A 20,621-nucleotide genomic window follows, 5' to 3' on the forward strand; every position below is an offset into this window, starting at 1 on the left:
GTTTCAGGCAAGCAGATCTCAGTTTATAAACGACGAGTCATCGCTCTCTTGGCTACGTAGTTAACCATATCTAACGTTGTGTAAATAGATTCAACATCATTAATGTCGTAATCAAGATGGTCACGTTCGACATACTGTTCTGCTAGTCGATAGATATCTACAACACGCTCAGCCACAGCTTCCATTGGGTCAATAAGTTTGATAGTTGGAAATGCACTTGCAAGCTGTTTTCTAACAAGAGGAAGTTCAGTACACCCTAAAATCACGGTATTTACCCCTTTATCAACGATACTTTGTACAGCAATCGAAAGTAGAGCTGCATTATGGTCAAACTGACCGGCTTTAATACCGTTTGTTTTACGAATCGCTTGACCACACTCTGTCATCTCACCCGTCACTTCACCATAGATAGCGCTATGTACGTTATGCTCTTGCTCAAAGGCATCTGGCTTAACAAACACCAGATTGGCGTCCGTTAGGTAGCGATCATAGATTCCCGAGTTGTAAGTACCATTGGTACACAGAATACCAACAATTGCTTCCGGATTATCTTCTTTGATCTGATCAACCGTGGTTTGAAGCATATCGACAATATAAACATTGGTATGTTTTTGAACTTCAGGTCTGAAGTAATGAGCGGTATTGCATGTCATTACGCCAAATTGAACATTGGCATGTTCTAAAATGCACGCTGACTCGATCAGCTCAGGAACAGGGTCGGTGCCGCCTTCGTTAATCGCTTCAGAGCGGTCTGGGATATCTGAATTTTTCACCACAATCATAGCCATGTGGTCTTGGTCTTTAAGTGCGCCGTGTTCAATCTCTTTCTTAGCGACGATATCTTGGAACAGAGCATCCGCTTCCGGCCCCATATTACCAAATACACCGAATCGTACGTTTTTCATTGTTTTTACCTTTATGTTTGCTAGAACACAAAGGTTATTACGTTCTGTTGATTTGCTTGAATCCCATTGGATGGATCGAATCCTCGTGAGCGCTTAAGCAACGTACAAATATTAAAACTGAGTGCCTAAAGAAAAATGAATACGAAACTCATCGCCTTCAGGGGCATCTAAACCGTAAGCAAAATCGAGTTTAATAGGCACAAATTGTGAATTCCAAATAAGGCTAAGACCAGTACCACGCTTCCATTCCGTTTTGTCATCAAAAGCATCACCGACATCGAGAAACGCGCCCATCCAAATTGACCGATAAATCTGATGCTGATATTCAAGGCCTGCCGTTAACATGTAGCGCGCGCCAGTCAATTCACCGTTATCGTCTTTTGGAGAAATCGATTCATAACCATAACCTCGTAAGCTTCCATCACCACCAGCAAAATAACGCAGTGAAGACGGTACGTCCGACAACGATTTAGCAATGTTAATGCCAACGTTTGAACGGAAATGGAGCTTCTGACTGTCACTAATATCCCACGAAACTACACTGTTTCCTTCCAACCGCAACAGCCTTGAATCAGAGAACAGATTAGGGTCAGAATACTCAATAGAATAGATGTGTCGATGATTAAGCTCCAATTGATCATTTTTACGATCAACCTGAGAGAAACTGATGCCAGGTAACAACAATTGCGATTGGTTTTCCTCAGACGCCTGACGGTACTGTTCGTGCAAGTATTTGACGTAAATGGTGCTTTGCCAATCACTGTCTAATTGCCAGTAACGTTCGAACTTAAGATCGTTTGTAAAACTATTGGTGTCTCGATGATCAATTCGTTTCGATTCAAACTGAATACCAAAGTAATCAGTTGTGACTTTCTCAGTTGGGATTTTGTACCCCAACTGAAGTGATTGCTCCTGTTCAGACAAATATGTCTGTGTTTCAAAACTGTGGCCTCTTCGGTTATACCAAGGCTTTGACCAACTGAGAGAGGCTCGTAAACCGAGATCGGTAGAATAACCGCCACCCACCTGCACAATATTATGAGAGCTTGGCTCGGCAATGATATCAATTGGAACTTCTAGGTTGTCATCAAGTTTGTCAAAGTCACCATGTACGATGACACTTCGAAACCATTGAGTGTCAGACAAATCGGATTGCAGTTCACCTAACTTTATGGTGTCAAAGTCGTCACCTTTTTTGAAAGTTGGTATTTTCTCGATACGGGTAGGATCAACGCCATCATCTGGAATACTTATAGAACCAAACTTGTATCGTGGCCCACTTGAAAAGTGCAGGTAAATGTTGGCGATGTTCTCGCTGGGAATCACTTCAATTTTTGACTCGATAAACCTACCGTCAAAATAACCTTTCCGCTTCGCTAAAGAGAAAATCGCACGCTTAGTTTGGTCGTATTCTTGATGAGACAAAGTTAAACCTGAGCCTAACTTGCTATGATTGAGTATGTTGATGAACTCTTCATTTTTACTCGCTTCGCCTGTGACTTTTACTATCGATTCTGCGATGCGCATGACAGGACCAGAATCGATGTTAATGATCACGTTATCAGAATCATTGAATTCGATATCTAGCTGAGGGTGATAATAACCATAAGGATTGAGCGCATCTTGAATACGTTTAGATAGCTTAGTTTTCGATAGCTGTGACGCAGGAACATCGGCTAAAGGTTCTAAATATAATTCTACATTTTCGGTGAGAGTTTTATTAACCCCTTTAATCTCAAATTCAGCAGCTCTCGAAGAGTGTTGGGTAAACAGGAAAAATGAAGCTACCAGCACTAATTGTTTAATCGAGGTCTTCACGCGGTTACCCAATTTGCTCAAAACCCGAACAGGTTATGAGCAAAGCGTTAAATCGCTGAATCTCTTATGGAGGACGCTATCCTCCGAATGAACTTATCTTGTTGTTTAGCACCGTAACAGTCGCTTGTTTACGACTCAAATCCCCGTACTACAGAAACAAAAAAGGCGCTCATAAGCGCCTTTTAAATCCCTACTATTTACTGATTATCAGTAATCTCTCAACCAAATATCATGATTAGTTTGAGCTTTTTTATTTTTCTTCTTTTTGCCAGTCCCTTCGGGTGGTGCGACAGGTTTTAACGCTGCAACAAGTTCAGCGGTTGCTTCTTCATCCACTTCAAAACCTTCTACTTGCTCACGGTCAAGACGGATTTTGTTCTTCTTCTCGATGATCTTGAAGTGATGGTAATCTTCGTGATCGATCAATGACAACGCAAGGCCAACCTCACCTGCACGGCCACTTCGACCGATACGGTGCATGTAATCTGATGGGCTTCTTGGTAAATCAAAGTTGATTACAACTGGAAGTTTTTCAATGTCCAAGCCACGAGCAGCGATGTCTGTCGCGATTAAAACGTCAATCTCTCCAGATTTGAAATCTTCAAGGATACGAGTACGTGAACCCTGCCCTTTATCACCGTGGAATACTTCTGCGATGATACCGCGCTTGTAAAGCTTGTCTGCCAAGTGCTCACAACTGTTTTTCGCATTAACGAAGATCAGAGCTTGTCGCCATTGGTGTTGTTGAATCAGATGTGCTAGCAGAGCTGTCTTGCGTCCTTTCTCAACTTCGAATACACGCTGCACCAATGTGCTCGCGTTTGCACTTTGAAGTTGAACTTCAATCGGGTCGTTCAGTAATTCGTGAGTTAATGTTTTAACTTGCTCTGGGAAAGTCGCAGAGAACAGCAAGGTTTGCTTTTTGCTAGGAAGAAGTTTCAAGATCGCGTCTAGTTCTTCTGTAAAGCCAAGGCTCAACATGCGGTCCGCTTCATCAAGCACTAACGTCTTTACTTTATCGAGTTTGATAGCGTTGCTTGAGATCAGGTCAAGCAATCGACCTGGTGTTGCCACCAAGATATCTGTACCGCCACGTAGCGCTTGCATCTGAGTGTTCACCGACACACCACCGAATACACAAACGGTTTTAATTGCACCGTTGAAATGCACTGCGTAAGACTTAACGCTATCGGCAACTTGCTTAGCAAGCTCGCGTGTTGGAACCAAGATAAGGCCAGAAACATAGTTACCTTTGCCCGAACGACGGTCTAAAGGTGCATCTTCATGAATCTGCTGTAATAGTGGAAGTGCAAATGCCGCGGTTTTACCTGAACCGGTATTTGCGCCTGCAATTAGGTCGCGTCCTGCTAACACACTTGGAATAACTTGCGCTTGGATAGGCGTTGGCTGTTGGTATTCAAGCTCGGTAAGACGAGCCATCAATGGTGAAATTAAGCCAAGATCAGAAAAGTTGGTTGGTGTTGTGGTGTTAGTCATTAATTGCAGGAACTCAAAGCTAAAATAATAGCGCGCTATACTAACGTATTTCAGCCGTATTACGTAACTAAATCGCCCTTTTCACTGTTGTTTAAGCAATTAAGACCAACCAAAATACATCCGGAGATGAAGTAAGTGATACCAAAACTATTCTCGCGCCGCTTTACTTCTATGCCTTTGCCTCAATAGATTGTCATACCTTCCACTCAATTTAACCATCCAGCGACTGTTTGCGTCGGAACATATGAGTTTGGCTCGGTTAACCACACGGCTACGGCATCTGGCGTGGCGACCAATGGAGCGAAATTCACATTAAATTGCCATTGAGACTCACCACGTTGATAGCCGTCGTAAACCACGACAAAATCATGCTTGAGTTTCTTACCTCTGTTTTCTCCGGCTTTAACACTAGTGACTTCGTTCATCGCTAATAAGGCTATATGGGCAACATAAGTGCCTTTACCTTCATAACTCACCGTAAAAGAGTCATTTTTTCGTTCAACGGTTAAATTAGGGCTTGTTTGCTCGGTCATTGACGGTAAGTTTCGGTCGAGCCAATTGAAGTAACCGCGCCACTCTTTACCGTCGACAACAAAGCCTGGAGTATAAACGCCACTTGTTACCCCGTAAGCTTTGTATAAGCGTTGTAGCGAGCCGCGAAAAATGAACAGTGTTGACTAGTAAAGTGAGCAATGTTTTTTATGTTCATTTTACTAGTCAAATGGGCCTACAGGGTGTTTGCAAATGAATTCGCATACCAGCCATATTCGGTCTTTTTAAGTTTAACGATAGATAGCGCACTGTTAGGAGAACCCGCAATCAAAAGGCGAGTAAAGGTGCTGCTTCCAGAAACGTGATCATTGAATGTGATGCGATTATACTGCCCAGAGCCGGGCTTTAATCGCTGAAGCTCAATTGATATAAGGCCACTCAAAGAAATAAGTGTAATTTCCTGCCCAACATAACCATTAAAAATTTCACCAACTATTGAGCCTGAAGAACCATCACTAAAATAAAAAATATCACTCAGGCTAGCATCAAGGGAGTTAGAAACCTGAGTTACAGTTAGCTCTCGACTAGTATTAAAACCACGAAAATCACCAAGGCGGTAAATATAAGTTTCACTTGTACCCTTAAGGAGTACTTGTTCATGTTCCTGCATGTCTAACTTAAGGTTGTCAGATAAAGAATCGACAAGCTTAATACCATAACAAGGAACCATCTCACCTTGCGCCCCTCGCAAACGGTTGAGGGTAAATGAGGAGCAATGTACACGCCACTGCCTACCATCAAACAAAGAAGCAAAACAACCGTTAGACATGAGAACAAGATCACTATAACCAGAATAATCGTTAGAATTATCTGAAATCATGCCCAAATCAACCGGATTAGAAAAATCGACCGTAGCATCAAAACATCGTAGATTTTTACGTCCATCGAATGTTCCATTAGTGCCAATTGGAGCTATTAATAACAGCTTGTAACCATCAAAGCCGTCATTATCACCAACAACGACCCACGATGACTTGCAATCTGAGGTTTCAAATTGACCTTTTAAAGTCCAATGCCCGCCTATTTCATCATAAAGTTTATGAATAGAAGTTCGATAGCCATAAATTGGATTATCATAATAACTACGAGAGATTGCGAAAACCGAACCATCTGGACGTCGGCCGAAGCCAATTTCACCCCCAGTTTGACTATCAGTCTCCTTCGTAATCGTTTCACCAATGAGCCATGAATCACCGTCATTGTATGCGTATGTTTCAACAACGCTTGAGCTTGGTTGCTCAGTATAAGATATTGGCACCATGATCTGCCCATACTTATTACGAGCAATTTTAGTAGGCGGAGTAAAAACCAACCAAGCTTCGCTTGGTTTTATAGCGGCAGTGATATTGACAGGATTTGACCATGAGTCACCATGATCATCTGAATAAACAAATTCAATCTGTGATGATATATTTTCGTCATTGCCTGGCTGAGAGAATCCCCAACCGACTTGACCCTTAAATGAGGTATAGAAAATATAAGTTCTTTTTTCAAGTTCGTCATAGTAAATCACACTCTCAGAGCACTGATAAGGTAATGGTTTAACTACTGCCTTCTTAGTTTGAAATGAAAGGCAATTATCATCAGAAATTTTGACATGAATTTCCATTTTCATATTGTCAACCTGACCAGGGTCAATATCCTGACCTAATTTAGCAGTATATGCAGTAATAATTCTACCGCTTGGTAAAGTGCATGATGTTGGTGCATAAAAATAAACTATCTCATCACCTGGTGGAGTAGAGTCTGATTCGGTAGTAACCTCATGAAAAAGCGAGTTATTAAAATATTGAATACTTGATGGTTTAAATCTTTGTTTAAATATGTTTTTTGTAGATTCATTTATCCCGATCATGCGAGAATAATTACCATCAATTTTCATTAACTTTTTAGAAGCATCATAACCCTGAACGATACCAGATCTAAAAGGGTTTAAATTGTAAAGCCGTTCACTTGCATTAAGCTCATCAACTAGCCTAACAGCGGATTCTTCTCCGAGCTCATCATCGATAGTGACATCACTGATTTTTTGGGAAACGGATTCTTCCTGACGACTTGTAATTGAATCAAAAACAAAGGTAAAAGCCTTTTGTAAATGGTCGTCATTCTCTGGGTCAAACATTATCCCCTGAGCCGCCAGCATATTCTGAAACTCAGCAATCACATGGTTAAACCAATCAGCACCAGGGTAACTAGGTACATTGTTATCGCCTGACTCAGTAAACCAACCAGGACCACCACTAAGGGGCTTCTTAGGTGGGCGGCTCGTATCTTGACTGCCATTTTGTAGTGGATGCATTGTAAAACTCCAATTTTTTATTTTGTTTAAACGCCGTTTAAATGGCTTTTATTGCTCGTTGGCGTAATAGAATTCGTAATACAAACCACCTAGCTTGTAACGATTTAAAGTACATTCAAGAACGCCAGCATCAGAGGTTAAAAGCGGCGTTAAAACATCATCAAGACACGTCATGTAAGCACCAGGAATGCCATACACTGTAACGCGCAAAATGTAGCGGTATTTCTGTTCCCATAGTGGGTAAATGCAAGAACGTAAGCAGTGGTGAGGAAACGTCTCATCAACCTGAACAGTAAAGCCTAAATCTTCAGCTAACTTTTGAATGTTCCAAGCCTGCAAGCCACCCTTGCGGTGATACTTTTCTATGACTGAAAAGCGACGATATTCAAAATTCGAATTAGGCTCTGCTACACATTCAGGAAGCCCTAAATACTCTTCCCATTCAGCGAGTGTTTGATAGAGCGTTTCAGGGCGCATTTCGAGCAGTAAGTTGTTCGCATTATCTTCTGCTTGAACAAGTCTTGGTGCATAACCCTGAGCATATTTAACTAAGTTCGAATCTGGTGCTCTATCCCACAAAATACCTTTCGGCATTTGCGCCATTATCGAGCCTGTCCATGCCTCTACATCGTGCCCCATGTAATCACCCCTAAAGCATGAAGCTCACTAGATAGAGCAGGAACATCGGCATTAAGATCTAGAACGTAATCACTCACACCAGGTGTTGAACCAATAGCAGTACGAACAGAGCTTAATTGAAGCGTTGAACCAGGGCTTAGCGTCTTAATATAACCTTCTATACTGGTCTTCACGCTTTGCCTTAAATCAGTGTTGTCTGGGGATATTGTGATACCCAAATCAGTCTCTTTTAGTTGCAGAGGAATATACACCGCTTCAATGCCACCTGGTCGGCCAACATCAGTACCTGTTGCTGGGTCTGGGTGGCGATAAATATAATCCGTCATTGCCACTTGGTCGGTGTAGGTTGGAATGATATCGGCGCGTTCGTCATAGACAAACGCATAGCCAACAGTGGCAGGCCCTTGGTATAAATCGATACACCAAGCGCGAGTTACACCTGACACTTCACGACACCAAGCAACGTAATCATGTAACGCGCCACCCATTGGCGGGTTACGCTTACGAAATAGCAAACGTTCAAGAACCTGTGCTACTGGCTCTATCTCTGCACCGCCTGAAATCTCACCTGTAATACCGTTTGGTTGAATGCCTGGAACAGTAGAAACCAACGTCAGCGTTTGGTCTGAATCTAAGTTACCTGCAACGCCTGCTTCTTCCGCTTCAACCTGAACAACCACGGTGCCACCAGACGGCGCATTTGATAGCGTCACTCGATACAATCGGCCATCAGAATGCGTCATCACAGTGTCAACGGGAATAGGTACGTCACCAGTAAACGTTACGGGGCCAAAAGCATTGCTTGCAAGCTTTTGAAGCACACCTTCATAACGAGCGGTGTCGATAATGGTTTGGTCTTCAGATTCAGAAGAAGGAATAATTTGGCGAACAATCCACGTTTGATAATCATATAGATCGCGAATGCTGCCACTAACAGAAGCGTTTAAAGCCTGCTCGATACCAAACTTAGGCAGCAGAGTATCTAGTGAAGCCTCAATATCAATTAGGCCACTTTCGATTAACTGGCGTAGCGTAGGAACGTTAAACGGCACGTTGCGCCTCCCATCGTTTAGAAACCGTCAATGAAATCACTTCATCGTCTGGTTTAGTAATATCGATATTCAAGGCTAGGGTTTGAAAGCGAGGAATAGAACCCGTTACGATAACGCTTTTTGCCATCTGGCCATTGCCGCTATCAACCAACATCCAAGCCAGTGCGTCCTCTGCGTATTTCACCGCAAGATTGCGCACATCTGTCGTTAGTTTTTCACGGTAAAGCAGCCAGAGCTTAGAGCCCCATGGCGCATCGTAAAACGTGTCACCAGGCCAGCCTCTAAGGTCATTAGAAGCATCAGGCAAAGTATCGGATTCTTCAGCGCGAGAATCGGTAAACAACGAGATCAAAACGAGGGCTGAAACAGTGTCGCCATTGACACTTCCGCCCTCGATAATGATTCCTGTGTTTTTCATCATGTCGAACACGATGCTCACGCTCATAGTTAACCCACTGGTGCTGAAGTATTCCTGTTCTCTGCATCTTTGTGGAAGTGGCCAAGGTAGCTAAAGCCGCCTGCGGTTAAATCTGAACCGCTAACAACGCTGGCAGAAGTAATGCCGCCAGTAGCAAAAATACCAAGGTCTGTAGATATCCCACCTGTTACATGCAAAGGGCCTTGAATCAATGTTTCAGGGGAAATAATAGTGAAGGAATTAGCGGCTTCAAAAATAACGTCGGTTGCTGTAACAACCATCTTGCCATCTTTGGTTAAGCGGATTTTATGACCTTCCAAATGGTAGAGGAAAACGTCTCCGCTTTCACCCTTTGGACGATATTTTTTATCTTCAACGGCTACAGCAACCAAGTTACCTAGATTGCCACCGATAGCCGCAAGAATGGCTTCAGAGCCAACTGGTGGGAACGAACTGCAACCGTAGTTTTGAAAGCGCTCGATGTCATCAACTGATTCATCCGCATGCATCTTAAGCTGTAAGTTTTGGCGCTGTAAACCTTCGACCACACCAGAAACTACCGCTCTCGTAATTGCGCCATTAATACGACGACGAATAGGTGCTAGTAACTTTTGTACAAATCGCTCTGTTACCATTGGCCACCACCTAACTTCGTTTGCTTTTCTGCTTCAGCAGGAATATCGAATGCATCCGATTTCACCACGCTAACCACCGCCAAACGTCCACTGTCATCTTCGCTAAACATGATCGAGGAAATCATCATCTCTTCATCAATACCGAATATCTCATCGAGAACAGGCACCAATGTGTTGAAGTTCCAAAGCTTGCCCGTTTGCGGGATTCGCCACCCTGTCACCGTGTATTCAGCACCATTAGATTTGGCTAAGCTTCGTTGGCGTTCCCATTGTCCGCGCTTGGCTGCACCTTCTGCCGTGGTAATTTCTTCATTGATGATAATCATTGGTCGGTAACGGCTAATCTCTTCGTCTTTCACTTCCGCCTTGATACCGCCAACCGCTGAAAGTGGCGCATCATCCCAACGGCCAAACGAAGCACCATCGGCTTTAACTATAAAAATGCTATGACGATTACGCCAACTAAAACGGCCTCGCGCAGCCTTAACGTTTTCACCAAGAATCAAAGACACACCCGCACGTTCTTTGCTTGATCGCGTGATAACTAAATTCCCGTAGGTGTCGCTGGTAAGCAGCACGCCACGCTGACGAGCCAAACGAGAAAGCAGATCATGCGGTGTTTCGCCTTGCTCGATTTGAATACGAGGGAACGCCGCGCCCACATCGGTATTCACGATCACTTTAATGCCAAAGGGCTTGCACACTACGTTAGCAATCTGGGTTAACGTTTGGTTGTTGAACTGGCCTGAAGGGTAATCAATAGAGCAATCCACCAAGTCTGCGGTCTTGTCTCGGCCACTGACTGATATCACCACTTGAGTTGCATCGTAGCTCGGCACCCAATCATCCACATAGCCCGTAATCACACGCTCACCGCCAATTTCAACCACACACGGTTGGCCTTGCTTAATCGGGTCCATGAAGGCTTTATACTTATCTTCAGAGCCTTGCCACTTCCAAGTGAGCTCTAAGTCAAACGAACCAGCCATCGATTCAATTGAACGCGTCACGCTAATCTTTGTCCACCCGCCGTAAACATTGCCGCCAGCCTTAAGCACAACATCACTCATTGATCACCTCGACCAAATCAGAGGGAAGAATAAACGAAGGGTTAGAAAACCCATTACGACGAACAATGCTTTGACGCATCTCTGTGTTACCTGTTTCTTGCCATGCCACCAAAGATACAGGCACCGTGCTAACGGGCTTGTAGATACTTAACTGAGGCAATAACTCAGCACGAGATCGAGTGTCTTCCAACACAGCCTGGCGTAGTACACGCAGCTGACGCCACACGCTAGAATCGCCAACCTCAACCGCATCAGCAGAAAGGGCAGCAAGCTCATCAGCAATGCCGTAACCAATCTGCTTTAAGCGCTGACCTGTCATAACGGCATTACGCTCAACACCTGAAAGGCTTTCAACCACGTCCACCTGGTCGTTAAGTTCAAAGCTAACATTGGCATTACCCATTGCAGCAGCTTTTGATACAGACGATGAATTTAAAATTAAACGCTTATAGGCATTCGCATTGTCAAGAATGGCTTGCTGCTTGGCAGGGTTCGCCACCATAGACACTGAACTAGCAAAGCCATTGGCACTATCGATATTACGACTTAAACCACCTGTAACAGCCAGTTCAGCTCGCATACCATCCCAACGGTTCTGCACGTTCTGATAAACATCGAGGGCGCGAATAGGGTCAGTCACCACGCCTTTCACGTCTTCCAACAGACCCATGGTTTCACGCGCTAATTCACCAGGGTAGGCCAATAGGTTGCCAATAGAATCTTTGGCGCGCATAAGGCGATCAGTCCATTCACGCAACTCACTAGGCAGTGATGGTAAGCCACGAGTAAATTCATCTAAGTCATCTAAGAACTGGTCAACCATATCGCCTACACCTTCTGTGGCTGCTTCATCGAAGTCCTCTTCAAAAGCCGCGTTCGCCGCGTCTTGTGACTTTTCAGATTCGGCTTTTACTTGGTTGGCCGTATCGCTTTTAGCGTTAGGAAAAAGGTTTTCACCCACTTCGAAAACTTCAAAGCTAAAGGTCGCTAAGCCATCCGTTTTATTGACTAACTTAAAGCTACCCTTGCCAACTTGAACCTTACGAATACCAAACCAAGGGTGAATCATTTCACAAGGCCCTGGTGCGTTAATCGCTTCAATGATTTGTTTTAGCTTTTCAAAATAGCCATCACCTACCGTGCGGCCATTAATCATTTCTTGCTGAAGTACTTTACCGTTGTCTTCGGTATAGCCTTGTTCACGCTTAGGGTAAGCATGAGGAATAGCACGGCGACCAAAGTCACCACTTGCGTCATCTAGGAAAAATTCAACACCACGAATAGAGGCGTTTAAACGATCTTCAAATGCCATTTACAGCCCCTTTAATTAATTCCGGTGTCTGGGTCGATTTGAATGGTTGGCGAGGAGGACGTTACTTTCTTAGTAATACGGTCATCACTAACAGAAACATCAACTTTCACATTACCGTTGGCAACATTGTACTGGCCATAACCCACAGGCTGTTGATAGCCAGCGCCAGCACTCAAACCTAAGTAGCTATTCACTTTGTCTTCTGTTATGGCTTTATCTGAAGCCCCACCAAGCAAGTCACCTAGCGTGGTTGACTTAGCCCACTTGCCGAAATCGGTACCACCAATCAGAGAATCAAGCACAGTATCTACAACGGGGTAAATAATTGTCGCAGCAGCCGCACCTTTTAAAGCTGCGCCCGTTCTGCTTGGTTTCGTTGCACCTGGTCCTTTGCCGCCATTTCCTTTCCCATCAGGAACGTCACCACCTAAACCACCCATGCCACCACCTGGCATGTTTACAACAAACACTGGCATCGCGCCTAAGTCTTGAAAACCACCTTTACCATCGGAGCTACCTTTTTTACCTCCAAAGGTCTTTTTACCCCAACTAACAGCGTCTATTGCTTTCTTGCCTGCAACCAAACCACCGACAACCCAAAGCGCAGTCTCACCCCACTTCAGCCAGTTTTGAATGGTTTCATCATCAACACTGTTAATGGCATCAGCGAGTTCTTGAATAGGTTCAGCCAGTCTTTGATTGGCAAATTGATTAAATGAGTTATTTAGAGAGGTCATTGCACTGTTTAATGTGGCGGCATTTTTAGCAGCCGCTTCTTGCGTCGCACCTAGCTCAGAAGTACCAGAAGTCATTTGTAGAAGAAGGTCTTTGTTCTCTTGAGAATAAATAGAAGACAGACCTTGCAATGAAGTCTGGTCGAATACATCGCCCAACTTTAGCGGGTTATTTTTTGCGGCATCTAACACTTCAAGCAGTAGCTCTACTGGCTCTCGTAATTCTTTGGTGCCTTCTTTAAATACAGCGATGCCTTGTTTATCTAGAAACTCAACTTTCTTTTTATCTGAGAAAGTGGCGAACACGGCTTGAATAGAGGTTAGTGATTCGTTGGCGTTACCTTTTGCCTTTGCAAACAACTGAACAAGGGCAGACATTTGTGTAATCGCTTCAGGTCCTTTAGCCTGATAGGTAGCAAAAAGCTGCTCTGATATCCCTGCCAAATCCTTAACACTCACACTACCAATGGCGAACTGGCCGTACAGTTCATCAATGGTTTTCATTACCGCTTCTGAATCACGAATACCTTTTTCTCTGAACTGAGCAAACAACGCACCTGTCGATTCAGCATCAGCGCCAAAGGCTTGCATGAACACACCCATGTTCTCTAGGTTGTCCATTACAAATTCAAGATCACCTGTCTTACCAAGCAAAGTATCAACGCCTAAAGCCAAAGTGGATGTATCGATTCTTACATCGGCTTGAGTGGAAAGTTCTTCAATGGATTGGGTTAGCACATCCACTTGGTCGCTAGATAACTTGGCGTTGGTGCCAATACGAACCATCTGAGATTCAAACGCCGCTATATTGCGTACAGTTACGCCAGTGGCAAAGGTTGTTGCCATACCCACATAGCGATTACCTAATTTGTCGATACCTCGACCAGCTGCGGCGGTCGAGGTTTTAACGAGTGTCATGGCTTTTTGATTTTTCTTGGCGAACTCACCCATCGAATTACCATACTGACGCGCCTTAGCCGCTAGGTTGCCTGCAAGGTTTAAGACAATATCGGTTTCAAGCTTCTGTGCCATTGGTTAACTCTCTCAATTTTCGATAGGTTTTTAGCAGTCGCCGCAAGGGCATATGGGTTGTGACGTTTAACGGAACTTTTGAACACATTGCGAGTTGCAAGTTTTCGCAAATCTCCGGCAACGCCTTAAGGTCGCCCCCTGTTTTCAAGCTCCTTGGTAATCAGCTCATCGAGTTCGCTTGCTTTTTCTTGCAGCATTTTAAAGTCGTCCTGGTGCAGCTTTCTCAACTCCTTAATAGAGATAGGCCCCTGAACACTGCCAATGTACTCAACCTGACGAACAAGAAGCTCGATGCCATAAAGCACATCAGAGGTGTACGCCATGGCCACACCATCATTCACGATCACTTTCTCTGCCGCTAACTGCGCATCGATGTAATCACCAGAGCTTAACTCTCTTAGACCAACTTCATGGTGGACGGCTTCGCCCACCTTGAAACCATGATCCAATCCAAAGGTCATGATGGCCATTAAACGCGCTCCGCTGGGTTACCTTCGAACGTGCCCGTAATCTCACCAGAGTCACTTAACTGGAACGGTGCTTGTGGTGAGGCACTTGTAATCATGTAATCAACACCGTTGTCGCCTTCCCAAGTTAGCGTTGCGTCTGTGATGTTATTGATTTCAACAACATCGACATCTTCATCCGCCGCAATCACTACCGACACAGTAGAAGGCGTGAACTCTTTCGACTTACCCCAAATACGGTTTGGCCCTGCGTGAGAAACGTGAGTGAAACCACCTGGGTTCAAAGTAGAACCCTTCTTTGTTTTAAGCTGTTTGCTGTTAGCACGAACAACAACTTGACCAAGGATTTGTCCCATGGTGCGTACTCCCTATTAAAGTTTGAACTGCATTAGTGCGGCGAAGATACGGAACTGATTCACAATGTCTGGCTTGAACACACAGTTCAAACGGTTCTGATCACTTGTGTCTCGATACACTTCCAGCGTCTCTTTGAAACCATCGAAGTCTTCCATCAAACCACTTGGCACCCAGTCAGTATTGGCAAGCTCTAACACGGCATTGCGCATAATCTTTGGTGTCACAACTGGCTGACCAGGGTCAAGGCGATCAAGTACATCGTCACCTGCCAATTTATGGCGAGGGAATCGGTTGGTCACCATGGTTCGAAGTGAGTAACGTAAGTAACCCAATGTCGCTGGTGTAGTGATATCGAGGTAACTTGGGTCTGGGTCGCCATAAGCATTCTGACGATACATTGACACTTCACGTTCAATCGCTACTTCATTGCCGGGTGTCACCATGTATGTGGCAATACCATCATGCAAAAGTAGATTGCGCTCGGTCATATCCCACTGAGCGGTTTTAGCCGGTGGCAGCAAACTGGTTAGCACTAAAGTTTGAAGAGGGCGAGCAGGGTCAATGCCCAGTGAGTAAGACGCTCGGCCTGCGTAAGCGGCAGCAAATTCCCAAGGCGAGTTTGGCGAACTGTTCGTACCCATACACGTAAATAAGAAGTCATTACGCGCAGAGCCAAACGCACCCGTCTCAGCAAAGGTGCCACGGAACGCAGTGTAAGCAATGCCTTCAATCATCTTGAGAGGGCCCCAACGATTAATCAGCTCGTCACGTAGGTCATTCATTGATTGGGTATCGTTAAACGGCATCACGATATGGTTGTACCATTCGTTCGGAATAGCCGCGATAACGGCGCTCATGTCTGGCGTTCCTGCACCGCCTGTCATGTCGGTAATCGCAACGGTCACACCACCAGGCAAAAACTCACCATCGTAATAGTTGTAACGGATATCGATATCGTCGCCCGTAATACCCGTCCATTTACATGTCAGCTCTACAATATCGGTAGACGCCGCTTTCAAAGCAGCAGTAACAGGCAGGTTGGTATCAGCATTCACCTTAGCAATGATGGCCGTCGCAATAGAATCAGCATCGTCTGTGTCTTTCACCGTTACCTGCACGCTTTCGCCAGCAATCAATAACGCGATCACACCTGCTTTAACCGTGGTTGCAGTAACGGCAATCTCACCCTTAGCCGCACTTGCCGCCAAGTCAGCCACACCCAATGCATACACATCTGTATATTCATTGGTTTTGCGGAACTTCTTAAGCGTACGAGAAAGCATTGCACCTTTACCGTAAAGGTCGTCTATTTGGCTTTCACTTGTCGTAATGCGATTCAGCGTAAGTGCATCAGCACTGCCCGTTGCCAGCTGTTGGCCAAGTACTAATACTTTCTGAGCCAAAGCGGGTGTGCCTGAATTCGCTTCGCTGTTGTCGATCTCGATATAAACGAGTGGTACTCGAATATCGTTAGGAATAGAGCCCAATGACATGCTTATTCTCCTTCAGTTTTAGAGGTTAAAGCCTTGGCTTCTTTCGCCAGCGCTTTCTTTTGTTGCTCGATGGCATCGGCTTTTTCTTTTGCCAGTGCCGCCTTGGCTGCATCCCAATCTTTTTGAGGGACTAGCACCACGTCGCCATCATTAATTCTTCGAACCCAGTAGCCTGTGCGTTCGACTTCTTCACCAGCCGCGTTAACAAAACCACCTTCAGGTTTGCGTACGGGCACTTCGGCGTTCTTGGGTTTAATGGGGATCAGATTCTTTTTTAACGACATGATTAAGTCCTATATTTGTGTCACGGTTTATTGAGGCAGCTTCACTTCACCATCAATGGTGGGTGCGCCATCTGCGATTTCACCTTTCAGACCAAAGGTAATGAAGTCATCTAACGTACTGAGATCAATCTCTTCATCTAAGTACCATTGCTGCGACCAAGTGACAGACCAGATAGCAATACCAAGCTTGTCAATTTCACCGCTGTATAAATTGTCACTGCGTACGTTTTCAACGCGACCATAGGATGTTGGCAGTGCGCTTCTATCCATCAATTCACGCACTAACTTTCCTGCGACCACTTCGGCACGTAGGTCTTTTTCGTAACCGAACTGGTCAGTGGTAAACACATAGGCCACCAGGTTAACGTTACCAATTAAGCGATTACCCACGGTTTCATATTGCTGAACACGCAGGGCAGCAACACGAACGCCACCGTCACGGTTCGACATCCAGCGCTTAATATCATCAGCCTTATCAAAGCGGCCAACGTGGCGCTCAACGGTTTGGATCTTTTCTATTTCACGCACACCACCTTCAAGCTTTGGCTTAAGGTACTGAACGATTTCATTCACAGCCCAAACGGTAGAACCACTGGTGGTAAAGTCGGGTCTAGACATTCATTAACTCCTTCCAGAAGTCACCGATAACCGCATACACTTCAGATTGATTGTCGGTACTTAGCCCTAAGTATTCGCGCTGTGGAATGTTCATCATGCGAGTGAGCGCCCCTACAGACTGATAGACCGGAAACGCCAACGCTTTACCAAAGGCTTGTGTGATAAGGCGCGTATGAGCAGACACTTGAACCGGACCAGAAAAGCCATCTTGATGAACGCCAGCGTAGGCCAGCGGCGATCCAATTCGAACTTGGTTGCGCTGCACCTGGTACTGGATGGAGTCCAACAAATCGCCTTCGGACTGCAAAAGGGATTGGTTTCCATGTCGAGTCTTCGCATAACTGCTAGACCAATCATCCCAACGCTGACCATCAGGTGACGTTTTCTCATCGGCGATTCTTCTTCTGGTTTGGCTCTCTACAATCCCACCTAACGAATCCAGCAATTCCGCTTTGTGCTTTGGGTCGCTTAGGGTTCCAAGCAGCTGTTGATAGCGCTCAAGCTCTTGTGTTCCCGACACTTGAACACCAATCGACATTACAAGACGCCTCTCAAACTGTTGCGGGTGAACTGGCGCTCGTTCTCTTGAATGAGTTCAACCTTGCCCACACTGCTTTCGGTTGGCGCTTCGATGGTTGGCAAGCCTAATTCACGCTTGCCATTAGCAATTTCACGCAGGGTTTCAAGCTGCATCTTGTAGCGCTCTTCTAGTAAGTTCGTGGCCTGTTGGTCACGGTCGGCTAACCAGTAGAACGCAATAGTGATGGCAACCTTATTCAACATGCCTGGCACAGTCGGTAGTGGCAGAACATAACGACGCCCTAAGAAAGAGTTAATCTCTTCGTCGGCTTGGTCTAATGCCTGGTTAATCCAAACATCGTTGAGTTCGTCTGTAGTGCGGTCTACCGCAAAGTTCCACAGCATCTGCTCATCACGATCAAGTAAGTCTTGTTTGGTTGCGTAAGTTGCCATCGTATTTACTACCTTTTAAAAACGTTATTGCTGCATGTCTTGAAGATCGAGTACGTCTTCAAGTTCAACAACTTCGACTGTCAGGTGCGGCTCGTCGTGTACGCGCTTCGCCTTTTCAGGAGAGAGGAACACCACGCACTCTGGTTCATGATCTTTCGCATGAACTCGCGCAGACGCATCCGGCTCTTGCTCCACCACAAGCACCAGCTTTTCTTGGAGACGATGGAACTGAACGCCTGAGCGCCAAAACCCAGCATCTGATTTAGCGCATACTTTGAAAGCGCCAAGAATACCGATAGCGTCAACGCCATCCCCAGGATGAACCACATCATCTTTCTTTGAATCCACTTGCTCACTTGCCTTTCCTTCTTTGGTTTCAGTGCCCGCCATCAACGCTTCTTGCTCCGGCTTGTCGTTCTCCACCTTTTCAGGGTTCATAGAACTAGGCTCTGATTGAGATGAACTTTCATTTTTTGCCGACTTTACTTTAGGCATCGGTGTTGGTGTGTTGACTTCAGGAAGCTCTCGCTCAACCTTAACTTCTTCTTCGGCCTTTAATTCAGCATCGGCGTTGTCGAGTGCTTTCTGTTCGGCTTCCGCTTTAGCGGTGGAGGGATTTCCTTCCACTTTTCCAACTTTTCCGGTTGTTGATTTTTTAGTTCCACTCACTGTGAACTCCTTTAAACGAATATTTAATGGCGATTAAATTACGGTTTAATGCCCCAGAAACTCATGATCACACCCGCTGAAGAGGGCAACCCATTAGCTGCGCCAAATGAAACCAATGACACTTGGCTGCTTGCATCCGTTGTATAGTGACGCCAACGGAACTTGTCGCCAGCAAGCAAAGAGATGGAAACAGTGAAGTCATTCGGGCGTTTTTCATCATCGAATTGAAAGCCAAGGGTTAACGGTCGATGGCTACCTGAAACAGGAACCCAATTGCTACCATCAAACACCTCAGCAAACATGCCCCAATCACTGGCTGCAAAAGGTGAACTCTCACGTAGTACCAAAGCATTGATACTCACCATGCCGCTAAAGTCTTTTAAAGCGGTTGATTCGCCAGTCACCAGGTCAACGTCTATATCAGGAGAGGCCAAAGGCACATCGTTGAATAGAATCGTTTCCGGTGTATTGTCTGCCGCGAGCGTTTGTTTTAAATCGTTCGCATCTGGCGTGACATAACTGGCACGCATAAGCAAAACAGATTCAGGTGCTGGCGTAGCGCTTTGGCTTATCAGGGGTGAGTTTTCAAAAAACATACTTAACCTTCCGTAACGATGACATCGCCTGTTGAACTGGCCGTTCTTCCGTAAATATTTTTTGCTACAGCGCGAGACCAACCAATGCCTTTTTCAAGCTTCAGTTGGTGCCCAAACGTTTCAGCATCGGATGGTGCTGAGTCTTCAACACGGTACTTCACAACGCTGCCTGTTTGGTTGTCCATATAACCCGCCGCAGCAGAAGAAATAAGCGTCCAAGTGTTTGGATTAAGTTCAACTTTTACAGTCATGGCATAAATCCCTAAAGGTTGGCGGCATTGCTACCGCCAATCTGTGTTGCTGGTTAAGCGATGAATGGAGAAACGATCACTTCTACGTCTTGGAAATACACGTTGGTATCACCGCCTTCGATGAGCATTCGTTCAATCAGCTTCTTCGCTGCCGCACGGTTCGCATAGCCAACCACAAGCGTGGTAGGACGAACACCCAGAGGTACACCATCGGCACGTTTCATACCGCCAAGTTGTTTAACCGCCGCTTCATAGTTCGCTTCCGTTAACGCAGCTTTAGAGCCAATCGCTAATTGAGGGAAAGAGAAGCCAACTTCACAACGCCCATCAGTACCCGCTGCAAACTTGTTATTGAACCAGGTGTACTCTTCTGTCGGGTTCATGTTCTTGAACACGAACGGACGACGGTTCTGATACACGATAGGCTTCAACGTTTGCGAGTTATCAATCAAGAACCAAGGCGAACCTGTATCGGTTGCAGGATCACCAACCACGTTCGAGAACGTTGAAGCAGGTGTGGTGTCTAGTGGGTGGTCAGTATCAAAGTAGTTCTGACCGTCATAACAAAGCGTGGTGAAACCTGCCACAAGCAATGGATAAGCAAGCTTGTCTGGGAACATCGTTACCTGATCACCAAAACGTTCTGCCAATACTGAGTACTGACCGATTTGGTCATCTTCAACATTTTCACGGCTGATAGAGATAGAGCTTTCGAACGTCTTGTTAGTAATGGCGTAACCATGCTTACCCACATCAGCCAGCTGTCGGTCACCCACCCATTCTTTAATCTCTGGTAGGTCTTTCAACCAACCATAGAAGTTAGAGGCACCAGAAGATGGCACTTCAGTAGCAATCTTGTCCCATTGTGGGTTTGCTCGTGAAACACCTTTCACGAACGAGGCGTTCATTGATACAAACAACGCTTCAATAATTTGAGCTTCAGTCGCCATG

22 protein-coding genes and 1 pseudogene are annotated in these 20,621 nt (G+C 45.3%); all 23 read right to left on the bottom strand.

What is annotated here, in order from left to right; translation table 11 throughout:
- Positions 1-23: 23 nt before the first annotated feature.
- The 23 genes and pseudogenes from AACW75_RS10180 to AACW75_RS10290 all read right to left on the bottom strand — a co-directional run bounded on the left by AACW75_RS10180 (position 24) and on the right by AACW75_RS10290 (position 20,620).
- On the bottom strand, positions 24-905 hold the full coding sequence (locus AACW75_RS10180; protein ID WP_102576227.1) for an aspartate/glutamate racemase family protein: 882 nt from the start codon (positions 903-905) through the stop codon (positions 24-26).
- 111 nt (positions 906-1,016) lie between these two features.
- Positions 1,017-2,735, bottom strand: coding sequence for an autotransporter assembly complex protein TamA (locus AACW75_RS10185; protein ID WP_102576226.1), 1,719 nt, complete (start codon positions 2,733-2,735; stop codon positions 1,017-1,019).
- A 195-nt stretch (positions 2,736-2,930) separates the two neighbouring features.
- Complete coding sequence (locus tag AACW75_RS10190; protein WP_135457845.1) at positions 2,931-4,220, bottom strand: DEAD/DEAH box helicase; 1,290 nt, start codon at positions 4,218-4,220, stop codon at positions 2,931-2,933.
- Positions 4,221-4,426: 206 nt separating this feature from the next.
- Positions 4,427-4,867: pseudogene (locus tag AACW75_RS10195) on the bottom strand (DUF1223 domain-containing protein); the annotation flags it as partial.
- 80 nt (positions 4,868-4,947) lie between these two features.
- Complete coding sequence (locus AACW75_RS10200) at positions 4,948-7,071, bottom strand: sialidase family protein (protein WP_237297385.1); 2,124 nt, start codon at positions 7,069-7,071, stop codon at positions 4,948-4,950.
- A gap of 48 nt (positions 7,072-7,119) precedes the next feature.
- Positions 7,120-7,710, bottom strand: a complete 591-nt coding sequence (locus AACW75_RS10205) for a YmfQ family protein (protein ID WP_237297386.1) — start codon at positions 7,708-7,710, stop codon at positions 7,120-7,122.
- Entirely contained in the window at positions 7,695-8,762 is a 1,068-nt protein-coding gene (locus tag AACW75_RS10210; RefSeq protein WP_237297387.1) for a baseplate J/gp47 family protein, read from the bottom strand. Before AACW75_RS10210 ends, AACW75_RS10205 begins: the two co-directional genes overlap by 16 nt.
- Positions 8,752-9,207, bottom strand: a complete 456-nt coding sequence (locus AACW75_RS10215) for a phage GP46 family protein (RefSeq protein ID WP_237297388.1) — start codon at positions 9,205-9,207, stop codon at positions 8,752-8,754. Before AACW75_RS10215 ends, AACW75_RS10210 begins: the two co-directional genes overlap by 11 nt.
- Before the next feature lie 2 nt (positions 9,208-9,209).
- A complete protein-coding gene (locus AACW75_RS10220; RefSeq protein ID WP_237297389.1) occupies positions 9,210-9,815 on the bottom strand; it encodes a phage baseplate assembly protein V in 606 nt (201 codons plus the stop codon).
- A complete protein-coding gene (locus AACW75_RS10225; protein ID WP_237297390.1) occupies positions 9,809-10,885 on the bottom strand; it encodes a phage baseplate assembly protein in 1,077 nt (358 codons plus the stop codon). Before AACW75_RS10225 ends, AACW75_RS10220 begins: the two co-directional genes overlap by 7 nt.
- Entirely contained in the window at positions 10,878-12,197 is a 1,320-nt protein-coding gene (locus tag AACW75_RS10230) for a DNA circularization protein (RefSeq protein ID WP_237297391.1), read from the bottom strand. Before AACW75_RS10230 ends, AACW75_RS10225 begins: the two co-directional genes overlap by 8 nt.
- Before the next feature lie 11 nt (positions 12,198-12,208).
- Entirely contained in the window at positions 12,209-13,963 is a 1,755-nt protein-coding gene (locus tag AACW75_RS10235) for a phage tail tape measure protein (RefSeq protein WP_237297392.1), read from the bottom strand.
- Between the two features lie 125 nt (positions 13,964-14,088).
- Positions 14,089-14,433 carry a phage tail assembly protein gene (locus AACW75_RS10240; protein ID WP_017099324.1) on the bottom strand — a complete coding sequence of 115 codons (345 nt, stop codon included), beginning with the start codon at positions 14,431-14,433 and terminating at the stop codon, positions 14,089-14,091.
- Positions 14,433-14,786 (bottom strand): phage tail tube protein, encoded by a 354-nt coding sequence (locus tag AACW75_RS10245; protein ID WP_017099325.1) that lies wholly within the window; start codon positions 14,784-14,786, stop codon positions 14,433-14,435. The genes AACW75_RS10240 and AACW75_RS10245 overlap by 1 nt, the downstream gene beginning before the upstream one ends.
- Positions 14,787-14,801: 15 nt before the next feature.
- Entirely contained in the window at positions 14,802-16,280 is a 1,479-nt protein-coding gene (locus AACW75_RS10250; RefSeq protein WP_237297393.1) for a phage tail sheath subtilisin-like domain-containing protein, read from the bottom strand.
- A gap of 2 nt (positions 16,281-16,282) precedes the next feature.
- The gene (locus AACW75_RS10255) at positions 16,283-16,564 is read right to left on the bottom strand and encodes a DUF2635 domain-containing protein (RefSeq protein WP_237297394.1); all 282 of its coding nucleotides are present in this window, start codon (positions 16,562-16,564) and stop codon (positions 16,283-16,285) included.
- A gap of 27 nt (positions 16,565-16,591) precedes the next feature.
- Entirely contained in the window at positions 16,592-17,182 is a 591-nt protein-coding gene (locus AACW75_RS10260; protein WP_237297395.1) for a hypothetical protein, read from the bottom strand.
- Positions 17,175-17,720: a phage virion morphogenesis protein gene (locus AACW75_RS10265; RefSeq protein WP_237297396.1), complete on the bottom strand. Its 546-nt coding sequence runs from the start codon at positions 17,718-17,720 to the stop codon at positions 17,175-17,177. Before AACW75_RS10265 ends, AACW75_RS10260 begins: the two co-directional genes overlap by 8 nt.
- Entirely contained in the window at positions 17,720-18,154 is a 435-nt protein-coding gene (locus AACW75_RS10270) for a gp436 family protein (protein ID WP_102558102.1), read from the bottom strand. Before AACW75_RS10270 ends, AACW75_RS10265 begins: the two co-directional genes overlap by 1 nt.
- A gap of 24 nt (positions 18,155-18,178) precedes the next feature.
- The gene (locus tag AACW75_RS10275) at positions 18,179-18,823 is read right to left on the bottom strand and encodes a hypothetical protein (RefSeq protein ID WP_237297397.1); all 645 of its coding nucleotides are present in this window, start codon (positions 18,821-18,823) and stop codon (positions 18,179-18,181) included.
- 38 nt (positions 18,824-18,861) lie between these two features.
- Positions 18,862-19,419, bottom strand: a complete 558-nt coding sequence (locus AACW75_RS10280) for a hypothetical protein (protein ID WP_237297398.1) — start codon at positions 19,417-19,419, stop codon at positions 18,862-18,864.
- A gap of 2 nt (positions 19,420-19,421) precedes the next feature.
- The gene (locus AACW75_RS10285; RefSeq protein ID WP_237297399.1) at positions 19,422-19,670 is read right to left on the bottom strand and encodes a hypothetical protein; all 249 of its coding nucleotides are present in this window, start codon (positions 19,668-19,670) and stop codon (positions 19,422-19,424) included.
- Between the two features lie 53 nt (positions 19,671-19,723).
- On the bottom strand, positions 19,724-20,620 hold the full coding sequence (locus tag AACW75_RS10290; protein WP_237297400.1) for a Mu-like prophage major head subunit gpT family protein: 897 nt from the start codon (positions 20,618-20,620) through the stop codon (positions 19,724-19,726).
- Position 20,621: the final 1 nt, after the last annotated feature.

Source organism: Vibrio sp. L3-7, assembly GCF_963898195.1.
GTDB classification, from domain to species: Bacteria; Pseudomonadota; Gammaproteobacteria; order Enterobacterales; family Vibrionaceae; genus Vibrio; species Vibrio echinoideorum.